We start from the raw sequence: 18836 nt of genomic DNA, 5'->3' as shown, positions 1-18836 counted from the left end.
GGATTTCCTATCGGGCGCGATCGCGCAACTGCGCGGTCAACGAAACGAGCACACGTGCCGGTGGACGACGTTCGTCGAGCAACAGCGCCTTGTCGAGCGGCTTGGCATAGGCGACGTCGAGCACGACGCTGCCGGGCAGCGACAGCCGGACGCCCCCCCCCGCACTCTTGAAATTACGCGGCCCCTCGATCGCGGTGCGGTCGAGATTGCGCAGGTACAGATGGTCGTAGAAACCGAAGAACTGCGCCTGCACCGGCGACCACAACGGAACGTCCGCCCGCGCCTCGAACCGGCCGCCGACCGCGTGATCGCCGCTGTTCGAACCGGGGTCGTAGCCCCGCCCGATCGTCAGGCTGCCCAGCGCGAACTCCTCGTAATTGAGCAGCGGGTCGTTCGACCATTGGAACTGCCCCTGCGCCGCCACGCTGAATACCGGCCCCATCCGCACCGTCGCGTCGAGGGCGCTGCGGAACACCAGCGCCTGGGGATTGCCGTCGAGCCGCGACGTCAGGGTGCCGCTGCCGAACCCGCGCGCGCTGGCGTCGAGGACGCCCAACCCCTTGCGCAGTTCGCCACTGGCCGCGATTGATAGCCAGACATTGCCGTTCGCGTCGACGAACTGCCGGTCGCCGTCCAACCCGACGAACACCACGCGCAGCTTGTCGCGGGTCAGCGTCACCGCATCGCGACCGCCACCGACGCGCGACACCTGATCGATATAGTCCAGCCCCCCGCGCACCCGCGCGTTCGACCGGATCGATCGCGCCAGCGGCCGCGCCACGTCGAACCCCGCGATCAGCGTGTTGGTGCGCAGGTCGAGCGCGCCCAGATCGGGCCGCGACCAGGCATAGGTCGCGCGCGCACCGAAACTGGTGCCGGCACTGTCGACCTCGAAGATATGCCCGCCCTGCACGATGAACTGTTCGGGGAAATCGACCGCCGCCGACGCGCCCAGATAGGTGATGTCGCCCAGCCCGGTCAGCCCGTACAATTCGCCACGCGCATAGACGGTTTCCCGACCGAGCAACGCAGAATTATAATTCTGCACATTGGCGAACAGCGCAAACCGGCGCGAACTGACCGTCAGGTCGCCGATCACGTCGCCCTGCTTGCCGCCCGAAGCGCGCAGCGACAGCGCGACGTCCAGCCCCGGCACGTCGCCCGCCAGCAGCAGCAGCCGTTCGGCCTCCCGCTCGTTCAGCGGGTCCATCGCCTGAATTCGCGCGAGGCGCTGGCGCAGCAGGGGTTCGTAGCGGCCGGCATCGCCGCGTACGCGCAGTTCGACGATCCGCGCGGTCACCACCTCCAACCTCAGGACGCCGTCGGCAATCTCCTGCGCCGGGATCTGCACCGACGCGATCCACCCTTCGGACCGCAGCGCGGCATTGGCACGGTCGCGGATTTCACACACCGTCGCGATAGACTGGTCGCCGGTAGTCGGCTGCACCTTCGCCAGCGCCTCGGCGATCTGCGGCTGCAACGGTGCGCCGTCGGCGCGGCTGAAGGCGACGCGGTTCAGCGAGACACGCAGCGGCGACTCCGCGAACGGGCAGTTGCCGATGGCGAACGCGCCGCGTGCGTCCACCTCTGCCCGCGGCGTCCGACCGGGATCGGGTGCGGGCGGGGTCACCTCCTGCCGGCTGGGCAGCGGCGCCACCTGCGCCCATGCCGTTGCGGGAACGCTCAACGCGACCGCCCCCATCAGCAGCTTCCAACGTCCCGAACCCAGCTTCCGCAAACCGATACTCCCCCTTGTCGCCGACGCCGGTTGATCCCGTGTCGCCGGACATCAGTCGACCTGCTTATTCGGCAGCTTCGTAATACAGCCGTACCAGCCGCCAGCCCTGCGCCCCGCGTTCGAATTCCATGTTGCCAAAGCGGAACTGGTCTTCCGGAAAGGCGCCGTCGCGCTTCGGCACGGGCATCGCCTGCAACATCTGTCGCTGGGTGCGATTTGCCGCATCGACGCCATCGGTCTGCTCAAGCAGCGCGGCCAACACCGCCGGGACTTGCGCTGGCGACAGCCGCTTCTCGGGCGCGTCGTCCAGATCACCGCGCTGCACCACCACCGGCGCACTAAGCGCGGCGATCCCGGCGGCATCCTTCGCCAGCGCCGCCGCGCGGAACTTCGTCCAGAATGCGTCGAGCGACTGCTTCTCCGCCGGTGCCGCCGGCGTCACGGTCGCCGCCGCCATCGGTGTAGCCGCCGCGACCGGTGTCTCCACCGGCGCGGCAGCCTCCGTCACATTCGTCTCGACCGCCGTTTCGTTACCGCCACAGGCCGACACCAGCAGCAGCGCACCCAGCCCGATCGTCATCTTCGCCGGTCCCCTCATCGTCCCTCCGGCCAGCGCATGGCCTTCACTGTGTATTGCTTGAGCGGGTAGTTGGAGACCTTTACCTGGTTCCCCTGATTGCCGCCCAGCAGCTGGATATGCGTCGCGGTCTGCCCCACGAAGAACGCCACATGGTTTCCCGACGACGATCCGGTCGCGCCATCGACGCCGCGCGGCGTGCGATAGATATGGACGATGCAGCCATAGCGCGGTTCGCTCAGCGCCACGCCGAACCGGCCCCAGTCGGCGGCGCGGGCGCTACGGATGCCACGGATACCGGCCTGTTCGAGGCACCAGTTCACGAACGACGCGCACCATGCGACCTCGTCGGTCTTCGCCGCCAGCGTGGTGGTGGCATGATATTCAACGATACGCGGGTTGTGCGACCGCCCAGCCACTTCCGACACCCCCTTTTCGGCCAACGCCACCCGCATCCACGGTGCGCCGATGGTCGAGCCGGGCGGCTCCAGTTGCGCGCTGCGATGCGGTGTCGGTCGTGCAGCGGGGGCCGGACGCGCAGGGGCGGGCCGGGTCGCCGTCGCGGTACCGCCCATGCCTCGGCCCAGCGGCGCATCGCCGATCGGCAGGTTACGGATGGAGGGTGCCGTCACCGCGCGGGTCGGCGTGCCGTTCGACGATCGCGCAGGCGACGGGGTTCGCGGCAGTGCCGATCCGTTGATGCCCAGGCTGGACCACGTCTTCGCACCAACCACGCCGTCGACCTCCAGCCCATGGCCCTGCTGATAGCTGCGCACGGCGCGTTCGGTCGCCTGGCCGAATACACCGTCCAGTTCCAGTGGGGGGCGGGGACGCGCCGTCGTGTTCAACAGATGCTGCAACATCTGGACCTGCTGGCCCCGGGCGCCTCGATCGATCTCTCCAAATCGCACGATTCCGTCTCCGCCTTTAAATCGGCGGAACGTTGAACGTTCCGCCTTCGCAATAGATGCATCGTTTACCGTCTTTTGTCGGTCCGCCCCCGCAGCAGCGTCAGGGCGACCAGCAGCGCCAGCCATTCGATGGCGATCAGCGTCGGCCATGGGCTGGTCCATTTGTCCATGTTCGCTACCTGCCCGTGATAGGGCGGCCTGGCGCCATACGCCTCTTGCAGCATATCGACGGCGATCCACGCCGCCCCCGCCGCCATGATTCCGGTCGCGATCCAGCGTAGCGTGCGCATCATCCGCGTACCCCCGCCGACACGACGGAATGGGGCCACAGATCGACCGTGCCGCGCATCGCCGGTAAGCATCCGTTCGGCAGGGTCAGCACCGGACAGCGACCACCATCGCCACGTTCTCGCCGGATTCGCTCTTGAGGCATATACGCTCCTCTCGATCGGTCTCAGGGTACGGCGCGACTCCGTTCTTCGGCAATCATGTGCCCACCCCATCCACCGCGTCGACAGCACCGTCGAACCGATAGGACAGCGCATCGCCGTCCACCGCAACTGCGATCGAGCGCACCTCATCACTGCGCATCCGTCGTTCCAGCAGCGCGACCGACATGTCCGGCAGCATCGAATTGGTCAGGATCGCATCGATCATCCGCCCGCCCGACGCCGCTTCGGTGCAGCGGTCGACGATATGGTCGACCACCGCCGGATCGATGGTCAGGGCAATGCCGTGGTTGTCGCGGATGCGCCGTTCGATCCGCCCCAGATGCAGGCGGACGATCCCGGCCAGCATGTCGCGGGTGAGCGGATAATAGGGCAGCACCGACAGCCGCCCGAGCAGCGCGGGCGGAAACACCTTCAGCAGCTCCGGCCGCAACGCCGTCGCCAGCGCATCGGGGGCGGGCGCTGTCTCCTCATCTTCGGTCAGCGTCGCGATCAGGTCGGTCCCGACGTTCGAAGTCAGCAGGATCACCGTGTTGCGGAAATCGATGTGCCGCCCCTCGGCATCGTTCATGAACCCCTTGTCGAACACCTGGAAGAACATCTCGTGGACGTCCGGATGAGCCTTCTCGACCTCATCAAGCAGCACGACGCTGTACGGCCGCCGCCGCACCGCCTCGGTCAGCACGCCGCCTTGGCCATAGCCGACATAGCCGGCGGGTGCGCCTTTCAGCGTCGATACGGTATGCGCCTCCTGAAACTCGCTCATGTTGATGACGATCATCGAATCGTCGCCGGAGAACAGCAGTTCGGACAGGGCGTGCGCCGTCTCGGTCTTGCCGACGCCCGACGGACCGCACAGCATGAACACGCCGACCGGCTTGGCCGGATTGTCCAGCTTGGCGCGGCTGGTCTGGATGCGCTTGGCGATGGCGTCCATCGCGTGGTCCTGTCCGATCACCCGCGCCTTCAGCGCGGTGCCGATCGTCAGCACGCTCTCGATCTCGTCCTTGACCATCCGCCCGACCGGAATGCCGGTCCAGTCGCCGACCACCGCCGCGATCGCATCCCCGTCGACCACGCCGAACACCATCGGGTCGTCACCCGCCGCATCGCGCGCCGCCGCCAGCGTGGTATCGAGCGCGGTCATATCCTCCCCGTCGCGCGCCGCGCGCACCGCCTCCAGAGCCTTGCGTTCGGCGGTCCATTTCGCCTCGACCGTCTCGACCGCCGCCCGCACCTCATCGATCGCCGCGTCCAGTTCGGCCAGCCGGTCGTCGCGGCGATAGCGTTGCTGCGTCTCGCGCTCGACCACGCCGCGCTCCGCCTCCAGCAGTTCCAGCCGCCGCCGCCGGTCCTCGACCGCCGCCGGGGTCGCGTGCTGCGATACCGCGACGCGCGCGGCGGCGGTGTCGAGCAGGCTGACCGCCTTGTCGGGCAGTTGCCGCGCGGGCACGTAACGCTGCGACAGCGTGACCGCCGCCGTCACAGCCTCGTCCAGCACGACGACACCGTGATGGGTCTCCATCGCCCCGACCACCGACCGCAGCATGTCGATCGCGACCCCGGTTTCCGGCTCGGCCACGTCGACCGGCTGGAACCGGCGGGTCAGCGCCGGGTCCTTTTCGAAATATTGGCGATATTCGGCATAGGTCGTGGCGGCGATGGTGCGCAGCCGCCCCCGCGCCAGCGCGGGTTTCAGCAGGTTGGCGGCATCGCCGGTCCCCGCCTGTCCGCCCGCGCCGACCAGCGTATGCGCCTCGTCGATGAACAGGATCACCGGGCTGGCCGCGCCCTCGACCTCGTCGATCACCTGCCGCAGCCGTTTTTCGAACTCGCCCTTCACCCCCGCGCCCGCCTGCATCAGCGTCACGTCGAGCGCGCGCAGCGTCACGCCTTTCAGTGCGGGTGGTACGTCGCCGTCGGCGATGCGGCGGGCGAATCCCTCGACCACCGCCGTCTTGCCGACACCCGCTTCACCGATCAGGATCGGGTTGTTCTGGCGCCGCCGCAGCAGCACATCGACCAGCTGGCGGATTTCGGCATCGCGGCCAACCACCGCGTCGATCTCCCCGGCGCGGGCCTTTGCCGTCAGGTCGGTCGAATAGCGCGCCAGCGCCTCACCCGCAGGGGCCGGGCCGCTCGCCGCCGGAGCGCCGGAGGGTGGCATATCGATCGACGTCGCCTCGACCGAAGGCTTCACGATCGCGTCGAACTCGCCCGCCAACCGATCGACCGCGATCTTGCGCCACTCGCCGCTAGTCGCGAACAGCGCGTTGCGCAGCGTCGGGGTCCGCAGCATTCCGTACAACAGATGCCCGGTCCGCACCTTGCTCGCGCCGAACTGCAGCGAGGCGTAAAGCCAGCCCTTCTCGATCGCCTCCTCCACTTGCGGCGCGAAGTCCGAAATGGCCGAGGCACCGCGCGGCAATATGTCGAGCGCGCCGACGATGTCGCGCGCCAGCGCCGCATCGTCGATCCCGAACGCCGCCCGGATCGCGGCGATGTCGCCCGTCGAATCCTGCACCAGCAGATGCAGCCAGTGGACCAGCTCGACATAAGGATTGCCGCGCATCCGGGCAAAGCCGGTGGCGGACTCGATCGCCTGCAACGCGCTGGCATCGAGGCGGCCGAACAGGGCGGTACGGCTGATGTCGGTCATGGTCGTTCCTGTCGTTCGAAAGGCAGGGAAGGCATTGGAAAGCGTTATTGCAAGGCGCGGCGCATGGCCGCGATCGACTGCGCCCCAGCGAGGGATGCCCGGCGCGAGCGTACCGGGTCGATCGACAGGGCATTGGTCGACCGAACCCACCGCAGCGCAACTGGCTCGAACACCTGCGCATTCGGCGAATGGGATTGGGCGTCTCCCCGCGATGCCTGGCGGTCCGGTAGCTCGGACCGCTGCAGCGTTGTGCGCGTCATCGATCCGCTTCCTTCCGCTGCGCATCGGTCGTGACGCCGCCACCCCGGCGCAGATGCGCGTCGCGGCGTACTCCCGCGCCGCCACCACCGAGCCATCCGCTCCATCCCAGCCGCGTCGCCCCGTCGAGCCGCGCCGGCGTTGCCGCCGATCCGTCGATCTCCAGCGCGATGTCCCATTCGAGGTGGCTGGGCGAGAAGGCGTCCAACGCTTCCGACAGCACCCGAAACCGCCCGCCGGCCGGCAGCAACGCGGCATAATCCGCAGCGGACCTGGCGCGGATCACCACGCGGAAGGCATCGTTGACGACCTTCACCCAACCGCCCAGCATCACCTCATCGCCCAGCCGCGCGAACTGCCGCCCCAGCCGGGTGCGATCGTCATCGTCGACATCGCGCCAGCGCGGTTGATATTCCTCGACCTGCACCGTCTGCCCCAGCAGATGCGTCAAGGCGTCCTCGATCGCCCCCGCACTGCGCCGCCCGGCGAACAGCGCGGCATAATGTACCCGCCCCGCCGCCGGGAATGCCGCATTCGGCGAAACCCCGTCCCCGGCGCCGGTCAGCCGCGCCAACCCGATCGCGAAGCGGTCGTCCGCCGGCCGGTCGGCCTGCGCCGCTGGCTGCGAATCGCTCCACGCGCGAAAGAAGAACTGGAGCATCCGCCCGGCCAGCAGGTCGAGCCACCGCCCGAACGGCCGCGACCGGGCATAGCGCCGCTCGAACGTCGCGAATTCGGTCATATGCTGCGGCAACGGCCCCATCGGCCCGGTCAGACCCAGCCAGTACCCGCCGACCCGCGCCCGCCCACCGTGCACCTCGACCTCGGCCAGCGTGGAATCGGGAAAGGCGAGCGAGGGCACCTGCGCCAGATCGGCGACGCTCTGCGCCGGACGCCGCGCCCGCCCGACGCGGGGCAGGTGGCGCGCCCGTGCCTCCGCCCCCCGGATGATCGCGAACAGTCCGAACCGCTTGGTATCGGCCGCAGCCTCCGCCAGGAAGGTCAGATGGTCGGACGCCGACCGATCCTCAGCGGCCATTGCTGGAATTCCCCTTCGTTGGTGCTGGAGACCCATGTTTCGGTGAAACTGTTGATGCTGCTGAACTCCGCCAGAAACCGTTCGAGCACCGCGGAGAACAGGAACATTCGCCCCTTGTCGAACGCGGCATCGTCCAGCGTCACATGGATGCGGTGGCCGCGCGCGATCGACATGCGGTCCATGCCCGGCACCCGTCGCGCGACCCGTTCGGAGCGGATCGCGGTGACCCCGTCGACCTGCCGCCGCGACGCCGCGTCATCCTGCCGCCCATAGAGCGCCAGATGATCGCGCAGCACGCCCGGGTCGCTGCCCTCCTGCGGGGCCAGCGTCGTGTAGTTGGGCGTCAGATGGCCGATCAGCCGCCACGCCGCATCGCCCAGCCCCATCGGCGCCTGCGGCCTGGTCGGTGCGCGCAGCACGCCGACCGTCCGCGCCGGCACGCCCGACACGGTGAAGTGGTGGTCACCGCGGAAGGTCAGCAGCTCGGGCAGCTCGCGATTGGTGACCAGCGCCCGCACCGCCAGCTCGTCCACCCCGTCCAGCCGCGCCGCATCGCCCGGCGAGGTCAGCGCGATCCATGTCTCCGTCCCGGTATATTCGCCACGCCGCCGCAGCCGCCGTTCGCGGGTCGACAGCCGGCGCGGGCGCAGCTGCGTGGTGTAGAACAGCGCCTCGTTCCAGTCGTACAGCAGCGCGCCGGGCGCATAGAGCGGGGCGACGGTGCGCGCATCGACATTGTTCGCGGCATAGGCCTGCACGTCGAGGATGCGGAACACCTCGTAATCCAGCGGCCGGGCGCGATCGGGCACGACGTGATGCTCATGCTCGAACCGCGACACGCGCACCCGCCCCAACTGCTTTTCGAACAGGTTGATCGCCGGCGTCGCGAACAGGCGGAAGTTCGACGGGTCGATCGCATTGTGCAGGATCTGCGCCGATCGCGAGAACAGCAACACCACGTCGCACGCGGTCGGGCTGACGCGGAAGGCGCGACCCACCCCCTTCAGGTCGACGAACAGGAATCGTTCGGGACAGGCGAAATATTCGGTCAGCAGGCGATAGCCCCGGAACGACCGCAGCTCGGGCGGCAACAGCGCCTGATCGTCGTCGAACCCGACCTGTCCGGGGCCAGGCAGGCGCATCCACCCGTCCGGCACCGCCGCCGCATCGGCCGACCGCGCGATGGTCGCCACCGTCTCGCCCACGATCTGGCGATAGAGTTCGGCCGGCACCGCCTCCGACCCCGCCAGATAGATCGGCAGCGCATCGGGCAGCACCTGCGGCAGCGCGGCGCCGCCGGTCGTCTCGAACCGCAGCCGCAACCCAGCCTCGGCGCGCACATCGGCGGCGGTGGCGAAGGGGGCGACCGCCGCGCGGCTGGGCAGATATTCGGCCTGGGTGATCTTCAGCGGCCACAGCGTCACGTCGTGGCCCGTGCGGAACTCGACCGGCACGCCGTTCTGTTCGGTCGCGGTCGCCATCAGCGGCGTGCCGCGCGGCACGACATAGCCCTTCGTCAGGATCGGGTCGCCGTCCTTGGGCGCGAAGCCCGCGATGCACATCGACGGTGTCGGCGCGAGGTAATGCGGCTGGACCGCGTGCAGCAGGTGATGGGTGAATTCGGGATACTGGTCCGCGATCTTCAGCTGCACCCGCGCGCCGAGATAGGCGACCCCCTCCAGCAGCCGTTCGACATAGGGGTCCGGGTCGGTCGGGGTCTTCAGCCCCAGCCGGCCGGCCACCGCCTCATGCTCGATCCCGAACGCCCGTGCCTCTTCGCGCAGATAGGCGAGTTCGTCGTTGTAATAGCGCAGCAGGCGCGGATCGATGCCGGTCGTCATTCGCGCACATTGACCGACGCGGTTTCCGCTTCCACTTCGGTGCGGAACTTGACCGGCATCGTCTGCGCCGCCGCCGTGATGTCCCCCTGGATCAGATAGGTCAGCGCGTGCGGGTCGCTGGGGTCCTCGACCGGATCGACCGTCAGCCCATCGCGCGACAGGCGCGGTTCGAACAGCCGGATCGCCCGCCGTATCTCCCGCGCCCGCGCCAGCACGGCGCGACGATCGAGCGTCCGGCCGGCAAGATCGCTCAGGCCGTAGTTCAGCACCGATTCCTTCACATGCGGATAGGCTTCGAGATCGACCAGCGATTCGAGGTTGGTGGTGTTGAACAGCCACGCCAGATCGCGGCGGATCGTGGCGCGCAGCGCGGTTTCGTTGAACCGCTCCAGCTTCGGCACCGAATAATAACGGAATTTCTCCCGCGCGACCGCAGGCGCGGTGTCCGCATCGTCGCGCATTCCCGAAATGTCGAGATCGGCGACCAGCTTGTCGTAGAGCGTCGGCGTCAGCCGTTGCTGCACCGTCACAGGCTCAGCCCAGCTCGACCGAGCGGATCGACAACAGCCCGCGATCCTCGCCATCGGACGTCATCCACAGGCGCTGGCCCGTGCCATGTCCGTCTTCGCGCCACCCGGTCGCCCGCGCGGCAAGCTCCGCCGGGTCGTCGGACAGATCGGGGTAGCGCGCCGGCAGCAGCGCCGCGATGCGCGGTCCGGCCTTCAGCGTCAGTTCGACCGGATACCAGACAATATCGCGCAAATCCTTCGGCCCTTCGGACGTGATCTTCGCCACGGCATCGAACGGCAGCAATCCATAGCGCCCGCCGATGATCGCCTCGATCACCGGGCCGAAGCGCGGATCGGCATCGGCGATCCAGTCTACGCCCACGCCATCGATCGTGCCGGGGGTATCGGGCGCGGCATCGAACGCCGCCGCGCGAATCTCTTCGGCCTGCGCCGTCGCACCGGTTGCGGCCAGTTGCAGCGCCTCGGCAACGCCGTCGGCCCAGTCCGATCCGCCGTGGATGGTCGCGCGCTCGCGTCCGGCCATCACCGCCCCGCGCGTCGCTTCCGCATCGATCGCCTGTCCATAGACGACCGACAGCATCTGCGCCTCGGGCGACAAGTGCGCCAGCGCGGCCAGATGCGTCTTCGCCTTGGCCCAGTCGCCCTGCACCGCCATTAACTGAAACAGGAACAGCCGGGTAGGGACATGACCGGGGTCGGACCTGACGACTTCGACCAGGGCACGGCGTGCCCCGTCGAAGTCGCCCGCCCGCAGCAGGTCGTCGGCCTGCGAACCGGCGCTGACGACCGCTGCCATCGCGTCAGCCCGCTTCGTTCTGGCGGATGTCGTAGTAAGCGGTGACGACGCCGCCGTCCTTGCCGCCCTGCGCATTCTGCGCCTGATAGTCGAAGGTCACCTTCGCACAGTTGAACGTGACCGATTCCATGATCGCATCGCCGCCCGACGCACCATTGTTATGGATGTCAGAGACGATGATGTCTTCCAGCTTGATCTTGTAATAGGTCAGCGGATTGTTGCCGTCACCCGCCTTCTGCGAATAGATGACGGCTTCCTTGATGTGCTTGCCCGACGCGCAATGCTTGAAGAGCAAGGGCGACGACTTGTCGACTTCCTTCTGGATGCGGATGTCGGAGATTTCGGCCTTGCCGGAACCGCCGCCCGAACCGCCGCTGTGGAACGAGCCATGCTGCACGGCGCCGAAATCGAACGAGATGATATCGATTTCGCCCTGATGGTTCTTCTTCGAAGACTCACCGTTGACACCGTCAATTTTGAGAAACAGATCGACTGCCATTGACTTACTCCCGTTACAAATCGTGAAAGCCCGGACGAAAACCGATCCCGTCAGGCCTTTGGCAAGCGTGAAACCATGCTCAGCGCCACATCCATCCCTTCGAGCTGGTAGTGCGGCACGAACATGAACTTCCCCTTGTAGTACCCCGGGTTCTCCTCGTCTGGGATCACCTCGATCTTGGCCTGCTTGAGTGGCAGGCGCGCCTTGGTTTCCTCGTTCGATGTCGTCGGCGAACCGTCGACATATTGGAGGACCCAATTGTTCAGATCGCGCTGAAGCTGTTCGGCCTCACGCGATCCGCCGACCCAGTCGCGCACCATGCATTTCAGATAATGCGCGAAGCGGCAGCTGGCGAAGATATAGGGCAGACGCGCCGACAGATTGGCGTTGGCGGTCGCTTCCTTCTTGTCATAGGCGGCGGGCCGGTGGACGGTCTGCGCGCCGATGAACGTCGCCTGGTCGGTATTCTTGCGGTGGACCAGCGCCATCAGCCCGGCGGCGGACAGCTCCGCCTCGCGCCGGTCGGAAATGGCGATCTCGGTCGGGCATTTGTAATCGATGCCGCCCTCGTCGGTCGGGAAGGCCGCGGTCGGCAGCTCCTCGACGGTGCCGCCCGATTCCACGCCGCGAATGCGGGTAGTCCAGCCGTAGGTGTTGAACGCCTCGGTAATGCGCGTGCCCATCGCATAGGCGGCGTTGAGCCACAGATGATGGTCGTGCGCGCCGCCGGCATCCTCCTCGAAATCGAACTCCTCGACCGGTTCGGTCTTGGCGCCATAAAGCGGCCGTCCGAGGAAGCGCGGCAGGGTCAGCGCCAGATAGCGGCTGTCTTCCGACGCGCGGAACGACCGCCATGCGCCATAATCGGTCGCGTCGAACAGCTTGCCCAGGTCGCGCGGGTTCGACAATTCGGTCCAGCTGTCCATGCCGAGCAGCGACGGCGCGGCGGCGGCGATGAACGGTGCATGGGATGCCGCGCCGATCCGCGACAGCCCGCGCATCACCTCCAGATCGGGGGCGCTGTGGTCGAAGCTGTAGTCGCAGACGAACGCGCCATAGGGCTGGCCGCCCAACTGGCCGAACTCGTTCTCGTAGATTTTCTTGAACAGCGGGCTTTGGTCCCACGCCGCGTCGCGATACTGGCGGAACATCCGCCGCGCCTCTTCCTTCGACATGTTCATCACGCGGATTTTCATGTCTTTGCCGGTCGAGGTGTTCATGACCAGATAGTTCAGGCCGCGCCACGCCGATTCCATCGCCTGGAATTCGGGATGATGGATGATCTGGTTGATCTGTTCGGTCAGCTTGCGGTCGATCGCCGCGCGCATCGCGTCGACCGTCGCGAACACGTCGCCGCCGACGATCTGCGCGTTCGACAACGCCTGCTCGGCCAGCGTCTGCACCGCCTGTTCGATGCGCGACCGGCGTTCCTCGGTCGCGGGCTTGAATTCCTTTTGCAGCAGCGCCTGGAAATCGCTCACTTCTTCCGAAGTTGCGGGCGCGGTGTCGTTGGTCTGGCTGAAGGCTTCCTGGGCCATGATCCGCTCCTGTTCGCTACCGGGGTTCAGGCCTGGGGGGCCGGCGAGGTGCCGTCGGCCTCGGTCCGCGCCGCCGCGCGTTCGGCGAGCAGCGCCTTCAACAGCGCCGGGTCGTTCAACACCTTGTCGAGCAGATCCTGCGCGCCGTGCTTGCCATCCATATAGGACAGCAGGTCCTCGAGCTGGGTCCGCGCCTCCAGCAGCTTGGCCAGCGGTTCGATCCGCTTGGCGATCTGGCCCGGCGAGAAGTCGTTCATCGAATTGAGCGTCAGGTCGACCGCCAGCTTGCCGTCGCCGGTCAGCGTGTTGTCGACGGCGAAGGCGACGCGCGGGGCGATCGCCTCCATCCGCTGGTCGAAATTATCCATGTCGAAATCGACGAATTCGCGCGATTCCGCCGCCTTCTTGTCCTTCAGGCTCTTGCCGGACAGGTCGGACATCACGCCCATGACGAACGGCAGTTCGACCTTCTGGCGTGCGCCATAGGTCTCCACTTCATATTCGATATGCACCCGGGGCTTGCGGTTTTCCCGAATGAAACGCTGCCCGCTCTTGATCGCCATGTATCCGCATCCCTTCTGACGTTTCGGCCGGACTTTGAACTCCGTCCCGGCGCATTGTGGTCGCACCGGCATCACATGAGGTCTGGACCCCCGTCCGTTTCGTTTCTGGAACGCAATACGCTCAGAGCCTCGTTTCGGCTCCCTGGCGCAATGTCATCTAGGATCGAAACGAAGTCCATTGTGATCCACCCCTTGATTCGGACGAGTGCTATCGGAATCGGGCTGGATGGTTCGGACCGTGCATAATAGTCGACGATGGCATCGATTGCGCGGGCCACGTCGTCGCGCGATGCGATTCGGGCGGGGGGCGAACCGGGCGATGTCGTTGCGATCGCCGGCGAATCGGCCGTAACGTCCTCCGAACCGCCGCCTGACGCCTCGACCGCGACGAAACCGCGCATCGCATCGACGATCGAATCGATCGTGTCATAGGTCGCGGCAAAATTGGTGCCGGTCTGCCCGATCGCTTCCGATCGGTCGGACAGCACGCGGTCGGTGCGCAGGATCGCGGCACGGATCTGCGCCAGCTGCTCGCGCTCCCCGACGATGCGGTCGACCGGCGTATCGGCGAGCGCGGCGCGAAACGGGCCATAGCCGTCCGCCGCCGGCCCTTCGGTCGCGAAGCGTTCGAAATCACCGCCCGAAAAACTGCCCAGTCGCGGATGGTCGATCAGCGGGACCCGGCGCAGCGGGGCCAGGAACTCGCCGATCCGCACCAGCGATTCGCACGCCCCGCGCCGCCCCTCCACGCCATATTCCTCGACGGTGGGATGCACGCTGTCCCAGAAGCGCTCGACATAGCCGGCCAGCAGGTCGAGCGCGTCGCCGACCACCGCCAGCCGACCGGCGCGCGCGCCGGCCCGCGCCAGATAGACCGCCAGCCACAGGTCGCGGGTCCGCGTCATCTGGTCGACGATCGCGCGGATCGTCGCGTCCCAGTCCACCTCGTCGGGCGGCGTCGCGAATGCCTGCTCGATCGTCTCGCGCGCGGAATCATAGGACAGGTCGGGGCCGGCCGGCGCGTCGTCCGACACCGACTGCAACAGGGTTTCCCGGTCGATCATGGTCACGGCCGCCGCCGGCACGATCAGGAGATCAGCTCGGCTTCGACCCGCCGGTTCGCGGGGCTGGTGACGCTGCGGCCGGGCAGCGGCTGCGACGATCCGAAACCCCGCGTTTCCAGCCGGCGCGGATCGACGCCGCGCGCGATCAGGAAATCGGCGACACGCTGCGCCCGGCGCACCGACAGCGGCACGTTGATGCCGCGCCCGCCACGCTCATCGGTATGCCCCTCGATCCGAAAGCGGCTGCCCTGCAGTTCGGGCATCAGCAGCGACCGGGCGAACACCTGCGCCGACGCCTCGCCCGCCGGGGTCAGCCGGTCGGAATTGAGTTCGAACCCGATCATCAGGTCGGCGCGGCGCCCCGTTTGGGGACTGGCCGATCCGGGATTGGCGGTCGGCGCGGCAGCGGCGGCATAAGCGCGCGTCCCGACGCTGCGACCGGTCCGGGGGGTGCGTTCGGCAACCGCGCTGCGGGTCGTGCGACGCTGGGTCCGCGCGACCGGTGCGGGAGTATCGGGCGCGGCATCCGCCCCCTCGCCCGGCCGGGCAAGGCGGAACCCCCGCGTTTCGGGCGCGTCGCGGGTCACGCGATCGGCGGTGGCGCCGTCGCATTTGCCGGCGAACGTGCAGAGATAGCCCTCGACGGTCGGCGTCCGGGCGGCCGGCGCCTGTCCGGCGATGGCCGGCGTTGCGATCAGGCCCGCCATGGAAAGCAGTGCGGTGCGTAGCGTCATAGTCTCGTCCCCTTCCGGTTCCGATACGATCAGGCCCCCGCCCCAGTTGCCATATTCTAGCCGCGATTCGCGATGGATCACAATCCCGAAACGACCGTTTGATCCGGCAAGCCATTGTACGGCAGTTCCCCGGCCGATAGGTTCGGGGTCAGGAACGCAGTAGTTCAGCCGCGTATCGCAGGCTGTCGCACACAGGAGTAACCGGTGGCGGACGCAGGGCAACGGCTTACCCAGATGTCGATCGACGTGGGCGACGAACAGGTCGTGCTGCAACGGATCGAGAGCGAGGAACGGCTCGGCCGTCCCTTTCTGGTACAGGCGACGATCATCTCGCCGCTCGAACTCGACCTGTACCCCCATCTCGGCAAGCCCGCCGGCCTCGCGGTGCTGGAGGATGGCGAACTGCTCCGCCGGTTCCACGGGCTGGTCACGGCGGGCGAATATGTCGAGGAAAAGCCCGACGGCCATCACTATCGACTGACGATCGAACCCTGGACCTATTATCTGGCGCAGAACCGCCAGATGGCGATCTTTCAGGACAGGACCGCGGTCGAGATCATCCAGGCGGTGATCGAGGGCGCGGGCATTCAGGACGTCGACTATACCCGCCTCGCCAAACCGCGCATCACGCGGGGCTATACCGTCCAGTATCGCGAGAGCGATTTCGACTTCGTGTCACGGTTGATGGAAGAGGAAGGCATCTATTATTTCTTCCGTCACGATGCCGACCGGCATGTGATGGTGCTGTGCGAGGGACCGGCATCGCATCAGCCGGGCAATCCGCCGCAACTGCGCTTCAACGCCAATGCGATGTCGGTGTTCACCGCCAATTCCAAGAGCCGCTTCGACGCGCCGCGCGACATTCTCCAGACCTGGGTCGAACGCGTCGCCTCCAGCGGACAGGCGCGGGTGACGGTGCGCGATTTCGACTTCGAATCGCCCGATCAGCCGCTGGCCAGCGAATCGACCGGACAGGGCGGCCATCCGCGCGACGACCGCGAAATCTTCGTCTATCCCGGCCGCCATGTCCGCGAGAAGACCGGACGCGGCGATCAGGAACAGGTCGGGCGCGAGCGTGGCCAGACGCTGCTGGACGCACAGCGCGCGAACCGCCGCGTCTTCACCGGCACCAGCCAGGCATCGGGCATCACCACCGGGCAGCGGCTGGACGTCGCCGACCATCCCGCCGGCCGGCTCAACGGGTCGTACATGGTGATCGCCGCGACCCATTCGATCGCCGCCGAAGCCTATCGATCGGGCGAGCAGGAGGACGAGCGGCCGTACAACGTCAAGTTCGAGGCGGTGCCGGCCGACACCGTGTTCCAGTCGCCGCCGCAGACGCCGCGCCCCCGCGCATCGGGCCTTGAAACCGCGATGGTCACCGGGCCGACCGGGGAGACGATCTACACCGACGAATATGGCCGGGTGAAGGTGCGCTTCCCCTGGGACCGCGCCGACACGCCGGGCGAACGATCGACCTGCTGGATCCGCGTGTCGCAGACCGGGGGCCTGGGCAATGTCATCCTGCCGCGCGTCGGGCACGAGGTACTGGTCGATTTCCTCGACGGCGATCCCGACCGGCCGATCGTCATGGGCCGGGTGTTCAACCGGTCGCACATGCCGGTCTACGACCTGCCGGCCAACAAGACGCGGGCGGTGTGGCGGACGCTGACCTATGGCGCGTCGGGCGACTATCCCGAAACCGAGGCGCTCGACAGCGGACAGGGTCGCACCTCCAACGAAATCCGGTTCGAGGACAAGGGCGGACAGGAGGAAATGTTCATCCACGCCGAACGCGACATGAACAGCCGCGTCCGCTTCGACGAATCGCGCCATGTCGGCCATAACCAGAACCGCCGCGTCGGGCTGGACCGCAGCACCCATATCGGCCGCGACGACAGCAACACCATCGGCCGTGACAGCGCGACCGAGGTGAAGGGGAAACGGCAGACGCATGTCGTCGGCACCGACGCGCTGCTGGTCGACGGAGCATTGTCGATCGAATCCAAGACGTCGATCACCATCCGCGTGAAGAATTCGCAGATCACGATCGGTCCCGACCGTATCACCATCCAGTCGCCGACCGTCGAGGTGCAGGCGAACCAGACGGCGGTCGTCAACAGCGGCGATACGACGCGGATCAACGGTGCGGCCACGCTGTTGCTGAACGGCGCGCGGACCGACATCAACCCCGATGGCGTCGGCGCCGATGCGTTCGGATCACCGGCCGCGCTCGGGCCGGCGGCGGGTGACGGCGGCCAATGACGCTGACCCTGTCGGTCGTCGCCGGCCCCGCCACTGCCGCTCCCCTTGCCATCGACCGTCGCGGCGCGACGATCGGCCGGGCGGAGGGATGCGACTGGATGCTGGCCGATCCCACCCGGCACCTGTCGTCGCGCCACTTCGACATCCGGTTCGACGGCAGCGACTATCGCCTGACCGATCGCAGCACCAACGGCACCTTCGTCGCCGATAGCGGCCAGCGGGTCGCCCCAGACCAAGTGATCCGCGACGGCGACCGCTTCACCGCCGGTCCCTTCACCATCCTCGCCCGGATCGACCATCCGGCGGCGGCGGGCGGCTGGAGCGGATGGAACGACACCACGCCGCCCGCGCCGGCACCGGCGTCGGCCGATGACGGCTGGGGTCCGCTCCCCGCCACGGGGCGCAGCAGCGGCGGCAGTCCCGGCTGGCAGCCGCAGACCGGTCCGTCGCTCGCCCGTCCCGAAGCGCATCGGGCGCCGGCGACCGGCTGGGGACCGCCGTCCGATCGCGCATCGGGCTGGGCCGCGCCCGCCACGCCCGCCGCGCCGGTCGTATCGACCTGGGACAGCGCGATGCCCGCGCCCGATCCCGCCTCCGGCTGGTCCAGCGCCGCGCCTGACCGTCCCCCCGCGCCCACTCCCGACGATTTGTGGGGCCGCATCGCGGAGGGCAATGTCGTGGATTGGGCGCGCGGCGGCTTCGGCCAGCCGGTGGAGGCCCCGCGCGATCCGCTGGGCCTGTCCCCGCCGCCCGCTCCGAGTCCGCCGCCAGCGGTTGTCCCGCCGCCCCCGCCGCCCGCACGCGCCGGCGATGCGTTCGTCGCCACGCTCGGCCTCGATCCGGCGCGGCTGTCCCCCGATGCGGCGGAACGTGGCGCGCTGCTGTTCCGGCGGCTGGTCGCGGGGCTGGTCGTGATGCTGGAGGCGCGCGCACGGGCCAAGGCGCAACTGGGCGCGGAGGCCACCGCCTATAGCCCCGAAGGGCATAACCCGCTGAAATTCGCCCGCAGTCCCGACGACGCGCTGGCGATGTTGCTGGGCACCGATCAGCCCGGTTTCATGGCCCCGGATCGCGCGGTGGAGGATGCGTTTCGCGACCTGCAATCGCATCAGGTCGCGACGCTGCGCGCGATGCAGGGGGCGCTGCGCACCACGCTCGAACGCTTTGCCCCGTCCGCGATCCGGGCGCGGGCAAAGGCGGGCGGCGTGCTCGAACGGGTCCTGCCCGCCGCGCGCGACGCCGCGCTGTGGCAGGCCTATGAACGCGAATTCGGCGGCGTGGCGCAGGGGTCGGACGAGGCGTTTCTGGACATGTTCGCCAAGGAATTTCGCGAAGCCTATAACGCGCAAGGCCCCGGCCAGCGACCCTGACCGGG

General features: G+C 67.9%; 17 protein-coding genes. 3 read left to right on the top strand and 14 right to left on the bottom strand.

The window, feature by feature from the left end; translation table 11 throughout:
• Positions 1–7: 7 nt before the first annotated feature.
• The 3 genes from ASE83_RS08840 to ASE83_RS08830 all read right to left on the bottom strand — a co-directional run bounded on the left by ASE83_RS08840 (position 8) and on the right by ASE83_RS08830 (position 3163).
• On the bottom strand, positions 8–1702 hold the full coding sequence (locus ASE83_RS08840) for a ShlB/FhaC/HecB family hemolysin secretion/activation protein (RefSeq protein ID WP_055788370.1): 1695 nt from the start codon (positions 1700–1702) through the stop codon (positions 8–10).
• A 100-nt stretch (positions 1703–1802) separates the two neighbouring features.
• Positions 1803–2336 carry a hypothetical protein gene (locus ASE83_RS08835; RefSeq protein ID WP_156352943.1) on the bottom strand — a complete coding sequence of 178 codons (534 nt, stop codon included), beginning with the start codon at positions 2334–2336 and terminating at the stop codon, positions 1803–1805.
• Positions 2333–3163, bottom strand: coding sequence for an NlpC/P60 family protein (locus tag ASE83_RS08830; RefSeq protein ID WP_235515982.1), 831 nt, complete (start codon positions 3161–3163; stop codon positions 2333–2335). The genes ASE83_RS08835 and ASE83_RS08830 overlap by 4 nt, the downstream gene beginning before the upstream one ends.
• On the opposite strand from ASE83_RS08830, the gene ASE83_RS18930 reads away from it, so the two are divergent.
• Positions 3068–3262, top strand: coding sequence for a hypothetical protein (locus ASE83_RS18930; RefSeq protein WP_235515983.1), 195 nt, complete (start codon positions 3068–3070; stop codon positions 3260–3262). The genes ASE83_RS08830 and ASE83_RS18930 overlap by 96 nt on opposite strands.
• A gap of 29 nt (positions 3263–3291) precedes the next feature.
• On the opposite strand, the gene ASE83_RS08825 is transcribed toward ASE83_RS18930, so the two are convergent.
• The 11 genes from ASE83_RS08825 to ASE83_RS08770 all read right to left on the bottom strand — a co-directional run bounded on the left by ASE83_RS08825 (position 3292) and on the right by ASE83_RS08770 (position 15196).
• The gene (locus ASE83_RS08825) at positions 3292–3519 is read right to left on the bottom strand and encodes a hypothetical protein (RefSeq protein WP_055788358.1); all 228 of its coding nucleotides are present in this window, start codon (positions 3517–3519) and stop codon (positions 3292–3294) included.
• A 193-nt stretch (positions 3520–3712) separates the two neighbouring features.
• A complete protein-coding gene (gene tssH, locus ASE83_RS08820) occupies positions 3713–6334 on the bottom strand; it encodes a type VI secretion system ATPase TssH (RefSeq protein WP_055788357.1) in 2622 nt (873 codons plus the stop codon).
• 256 nt (positions 6335–6590) lie between these two features.
• A complete protein-coding gene (tssG, locus tag ASE83_RS08810) occupies positions 6591–7631 on the bottom strand; it encodes a type VI secretion system baseplate subunit TssG (RefSeq protein ID WP_082443273.1) in 1041 nt (346 codons plus the stop codon).
• Positions 7595–9472, bottom strand: coding sequence for a type VI secretion system baseplate subunit TssF (gene tssF, locus ASE83_RS08805; protein WP_082443249.1), 1878 nt, complete (start codon positions 9470–9472; stop codon positions 7595–7597). Before tssF ends, tssG begins: the two co-directional genes overlap by 37 nt.
• The gene (gene tssE, locus ASE83_RS08800) at positions 9469–10002 is read right to left on the bottom strand and encodes a type VI secretion system baseplate subunit TssE (RefSeq protein ID WP_055788348.1); all 534 of its coding nucleotides are present in this window, start codon (positions 10000–10002) and stop codon (positions 9469–9471) included. The genes tssF and tssE overlap by 4 nt, the downstream gene beginning before the upstream one ends.
• Positions 10003–10006: 4 nt before the next feature.
• The gene (locus tag ASE83_RS08795; protein ID WP_055788345.1) at positions 10007–10798 is read right to left on the bottom strand and encodes a type VI secretion system accessory protein TagJ; all 792 of its coding nucleotides are present in this window, start codon (positions 10796–10798) and stop codon (positions 10007–10009) included.
• Between the two features lie 4 nt (positions 10799–10802).
• The gene (locus ASE83_RS08790) at positions 10803–11297 is read right to left on the bottom strand and encodes an Hcp family type VI secretion system effector (RefSeq protein ID WP_055788342.1); all 495 of its coding nucleotides are present in this window, start codon (positions 11295–11297) and stop codon (positions 10803–10805) included.
• 50 nt (positions 11298–11347) lie between these two features.
• Positions 11348–12835, bottom strand: coding sequence for a type VI secretion system contractile sheath large subunit (gene tssC, locus ASE83_RS08785; protein ID WP_055788339.1), 1488 nt, complete (start codon positions 12833–12835; stop codon positions 11348–11350).
• 26 nt (positions 12836–12861) lie between these two features.
• Positions 12862–13398, bottom strand: a complete 537-nt coding sequence (gene tssB, locus ASE83_RS08780) for a type VI secretion system contractile sheath small subunit (protein WP_055788336.1) — start codon at positions 13396–13398, stop codon at positions 12862–12864.
• A gap of 71 nt (positions 13399–13469) precedes the next feature.
• On the bottom strand, positions 13470–14462 hold the full coding sequence (locus ASE83_RS08775) for a type VI secretion system protein TssA (protein ID WP_235513213.1): 993 nt from the start codon (positions 14460–14462) through the stop codon (positions 13470–13472).
• Between the two features lie 23 nt (positions 14463–14485).
• Positions 14486–15196 (bottom strand): OmpA family protein, encoded by a 711-nt coding sequence (locus ASE83_RS08770; RefSeq protein ID WP_156352937.1) that lies wholly within the window; start codon positions 15194–15196, stop codon positions 14486–14488.
• Between the two features lie 204 nt (positions 15197–15400).
• On the opposite strand from ASE83_RS08770, the gene ASE83_RS08765 reads away from it, so the two are divergent.
• Positions 15401–17461 (top strand): type VI secretion system Vgr family protein, encoded by a 2061-nt coding sequence (locus ASE83_RS08765; protein ID WP_055788325.1) that lies wholly within the window; start codon positions 15401–15403, stop codon positions 17459–17461.
• The gene (gene tagH / locus ASE83_RS08760; protein ID WP_055788322.1) at positions 17458–18831 is read left to right on the top strand and encodes a type VI secretion system-associated FHA domain protein TagH; all 1374 of its coding nucleotides are present in this window, start codon (positions 17458–17460) and stop codon (positions 18829–18831) included. The genes ASE83_RS08765 and tagH overlap by 4 nt, the downstream gene beginning before the upstream one ends.
• The last annotated feature ends 5 nt before the right edge of the window (positions 18832–18836 follow it).

This window comes from Sphingomonas sp. Leaf32 (genome assembly GCF_001421765.1).
Classification (GTDB): domain Bacteria; phylum Pseudomonadota; class Alphaproteobacteria; order Sphingomonadales; family Sphingomonadaceae; genus Sphingomonas.
This window is presented reverse-complemented; position numbering and strand designations above follow the sequence as displayed.

Coding starts and splice junctions, on each gene's coding strand:
- ASE83_RS08840 (WP_055788370.1), bottom strand. CDS start 1,702: ATGGGGGCGGTCGCGTTGAGCGTTCCCGCAACGGCATGGGCGCAGGTG.
- ASE83_RS08835 (WP_156352943.1), bottom strand. CDS start 2,336: ATGAGGGGACCGGCGAAGATGACGATCGGGCTGGGTGCGCTGCTGCTG.
- ASE83_RS18930 (WP_235515983.1), top strand. CDS start 3,068: ATGGCCCTGCTGATAGCTGCGCACGGCGCGTTCGGTCGCCTGGCCGAA.
- ASE83_RS08825 (WP_055788358.1), bottom strand. CDS start 3,519: ATGATGCGCACGCTACGCTGGATCGCGACCGGAATCATGGCGGCGGGG.
- tssH (WP_055788357.1), bottom strand. CDS start 6,334: ATGACCGACATCAGCCGTACCGCCCTGTTCGGCCGCCTCGATGCCAGC.
- tssG (WP_082443273.1), bottom strand. CDS start 7,631: ATGGCCGCTGAGGATCGGTCGGCGTCCGACCATCTGACCTTCCTGGCG.
- tssF (WP_082443249.1), bottom strand. CDS start 9,472: ATGACGACCGGCATCGATCCGCGCCTGCTGCGCTATTACAACGACGAA.
- ASE83_RS08795 (WP_055788345.1), bottom strand. CDS start 10,798: ATGGCAGCGGTCGTCAGCGCCGGTTCGCAGGCCGACGACCTGCTGCGG.
- ASE83_RS08790 (WP_055788342.1), bottom strand. CDS start 11,297: ATGGCAGTCGATCTGTTTCTCAAAATTGACGGTGTCAACGGTGAGTCT.
- tssC (WP_055788339.1), bottom strand. CDS start 12,835: ATGGCCCAGGAAGCCTTCAGCCAGACCAACGACACCGCGCCCGCAACT.
- tssB (WP_055788336.1), bottom strand. CDS start 13,398: ATGGCGATCAAGAGCGGGCAGCGTTTCATTCGGGAAAACCGCAAGCCC.
- ASE83_RS08775 (WP_235513213.1), bottom strand. CDS start 14,462: ATGATCGACCGGGAAACCCTGTTGCAGTCGGTGTCGGACGACGCGCCG.
- ASE83_RS08770 (WP_156352937.1), bottom strand. CDS start 15,196: ATGACGCTACGCACCGCACTGCTTTCCATGGCGGGCCTGATCGCAACG.
- tagH (WP_055788322.1), top strand. CDS start 17,458: ATGACGCTGACCCTGTCGGTCGTCGCCGGCCCCGCCACTGCCGCTCCC.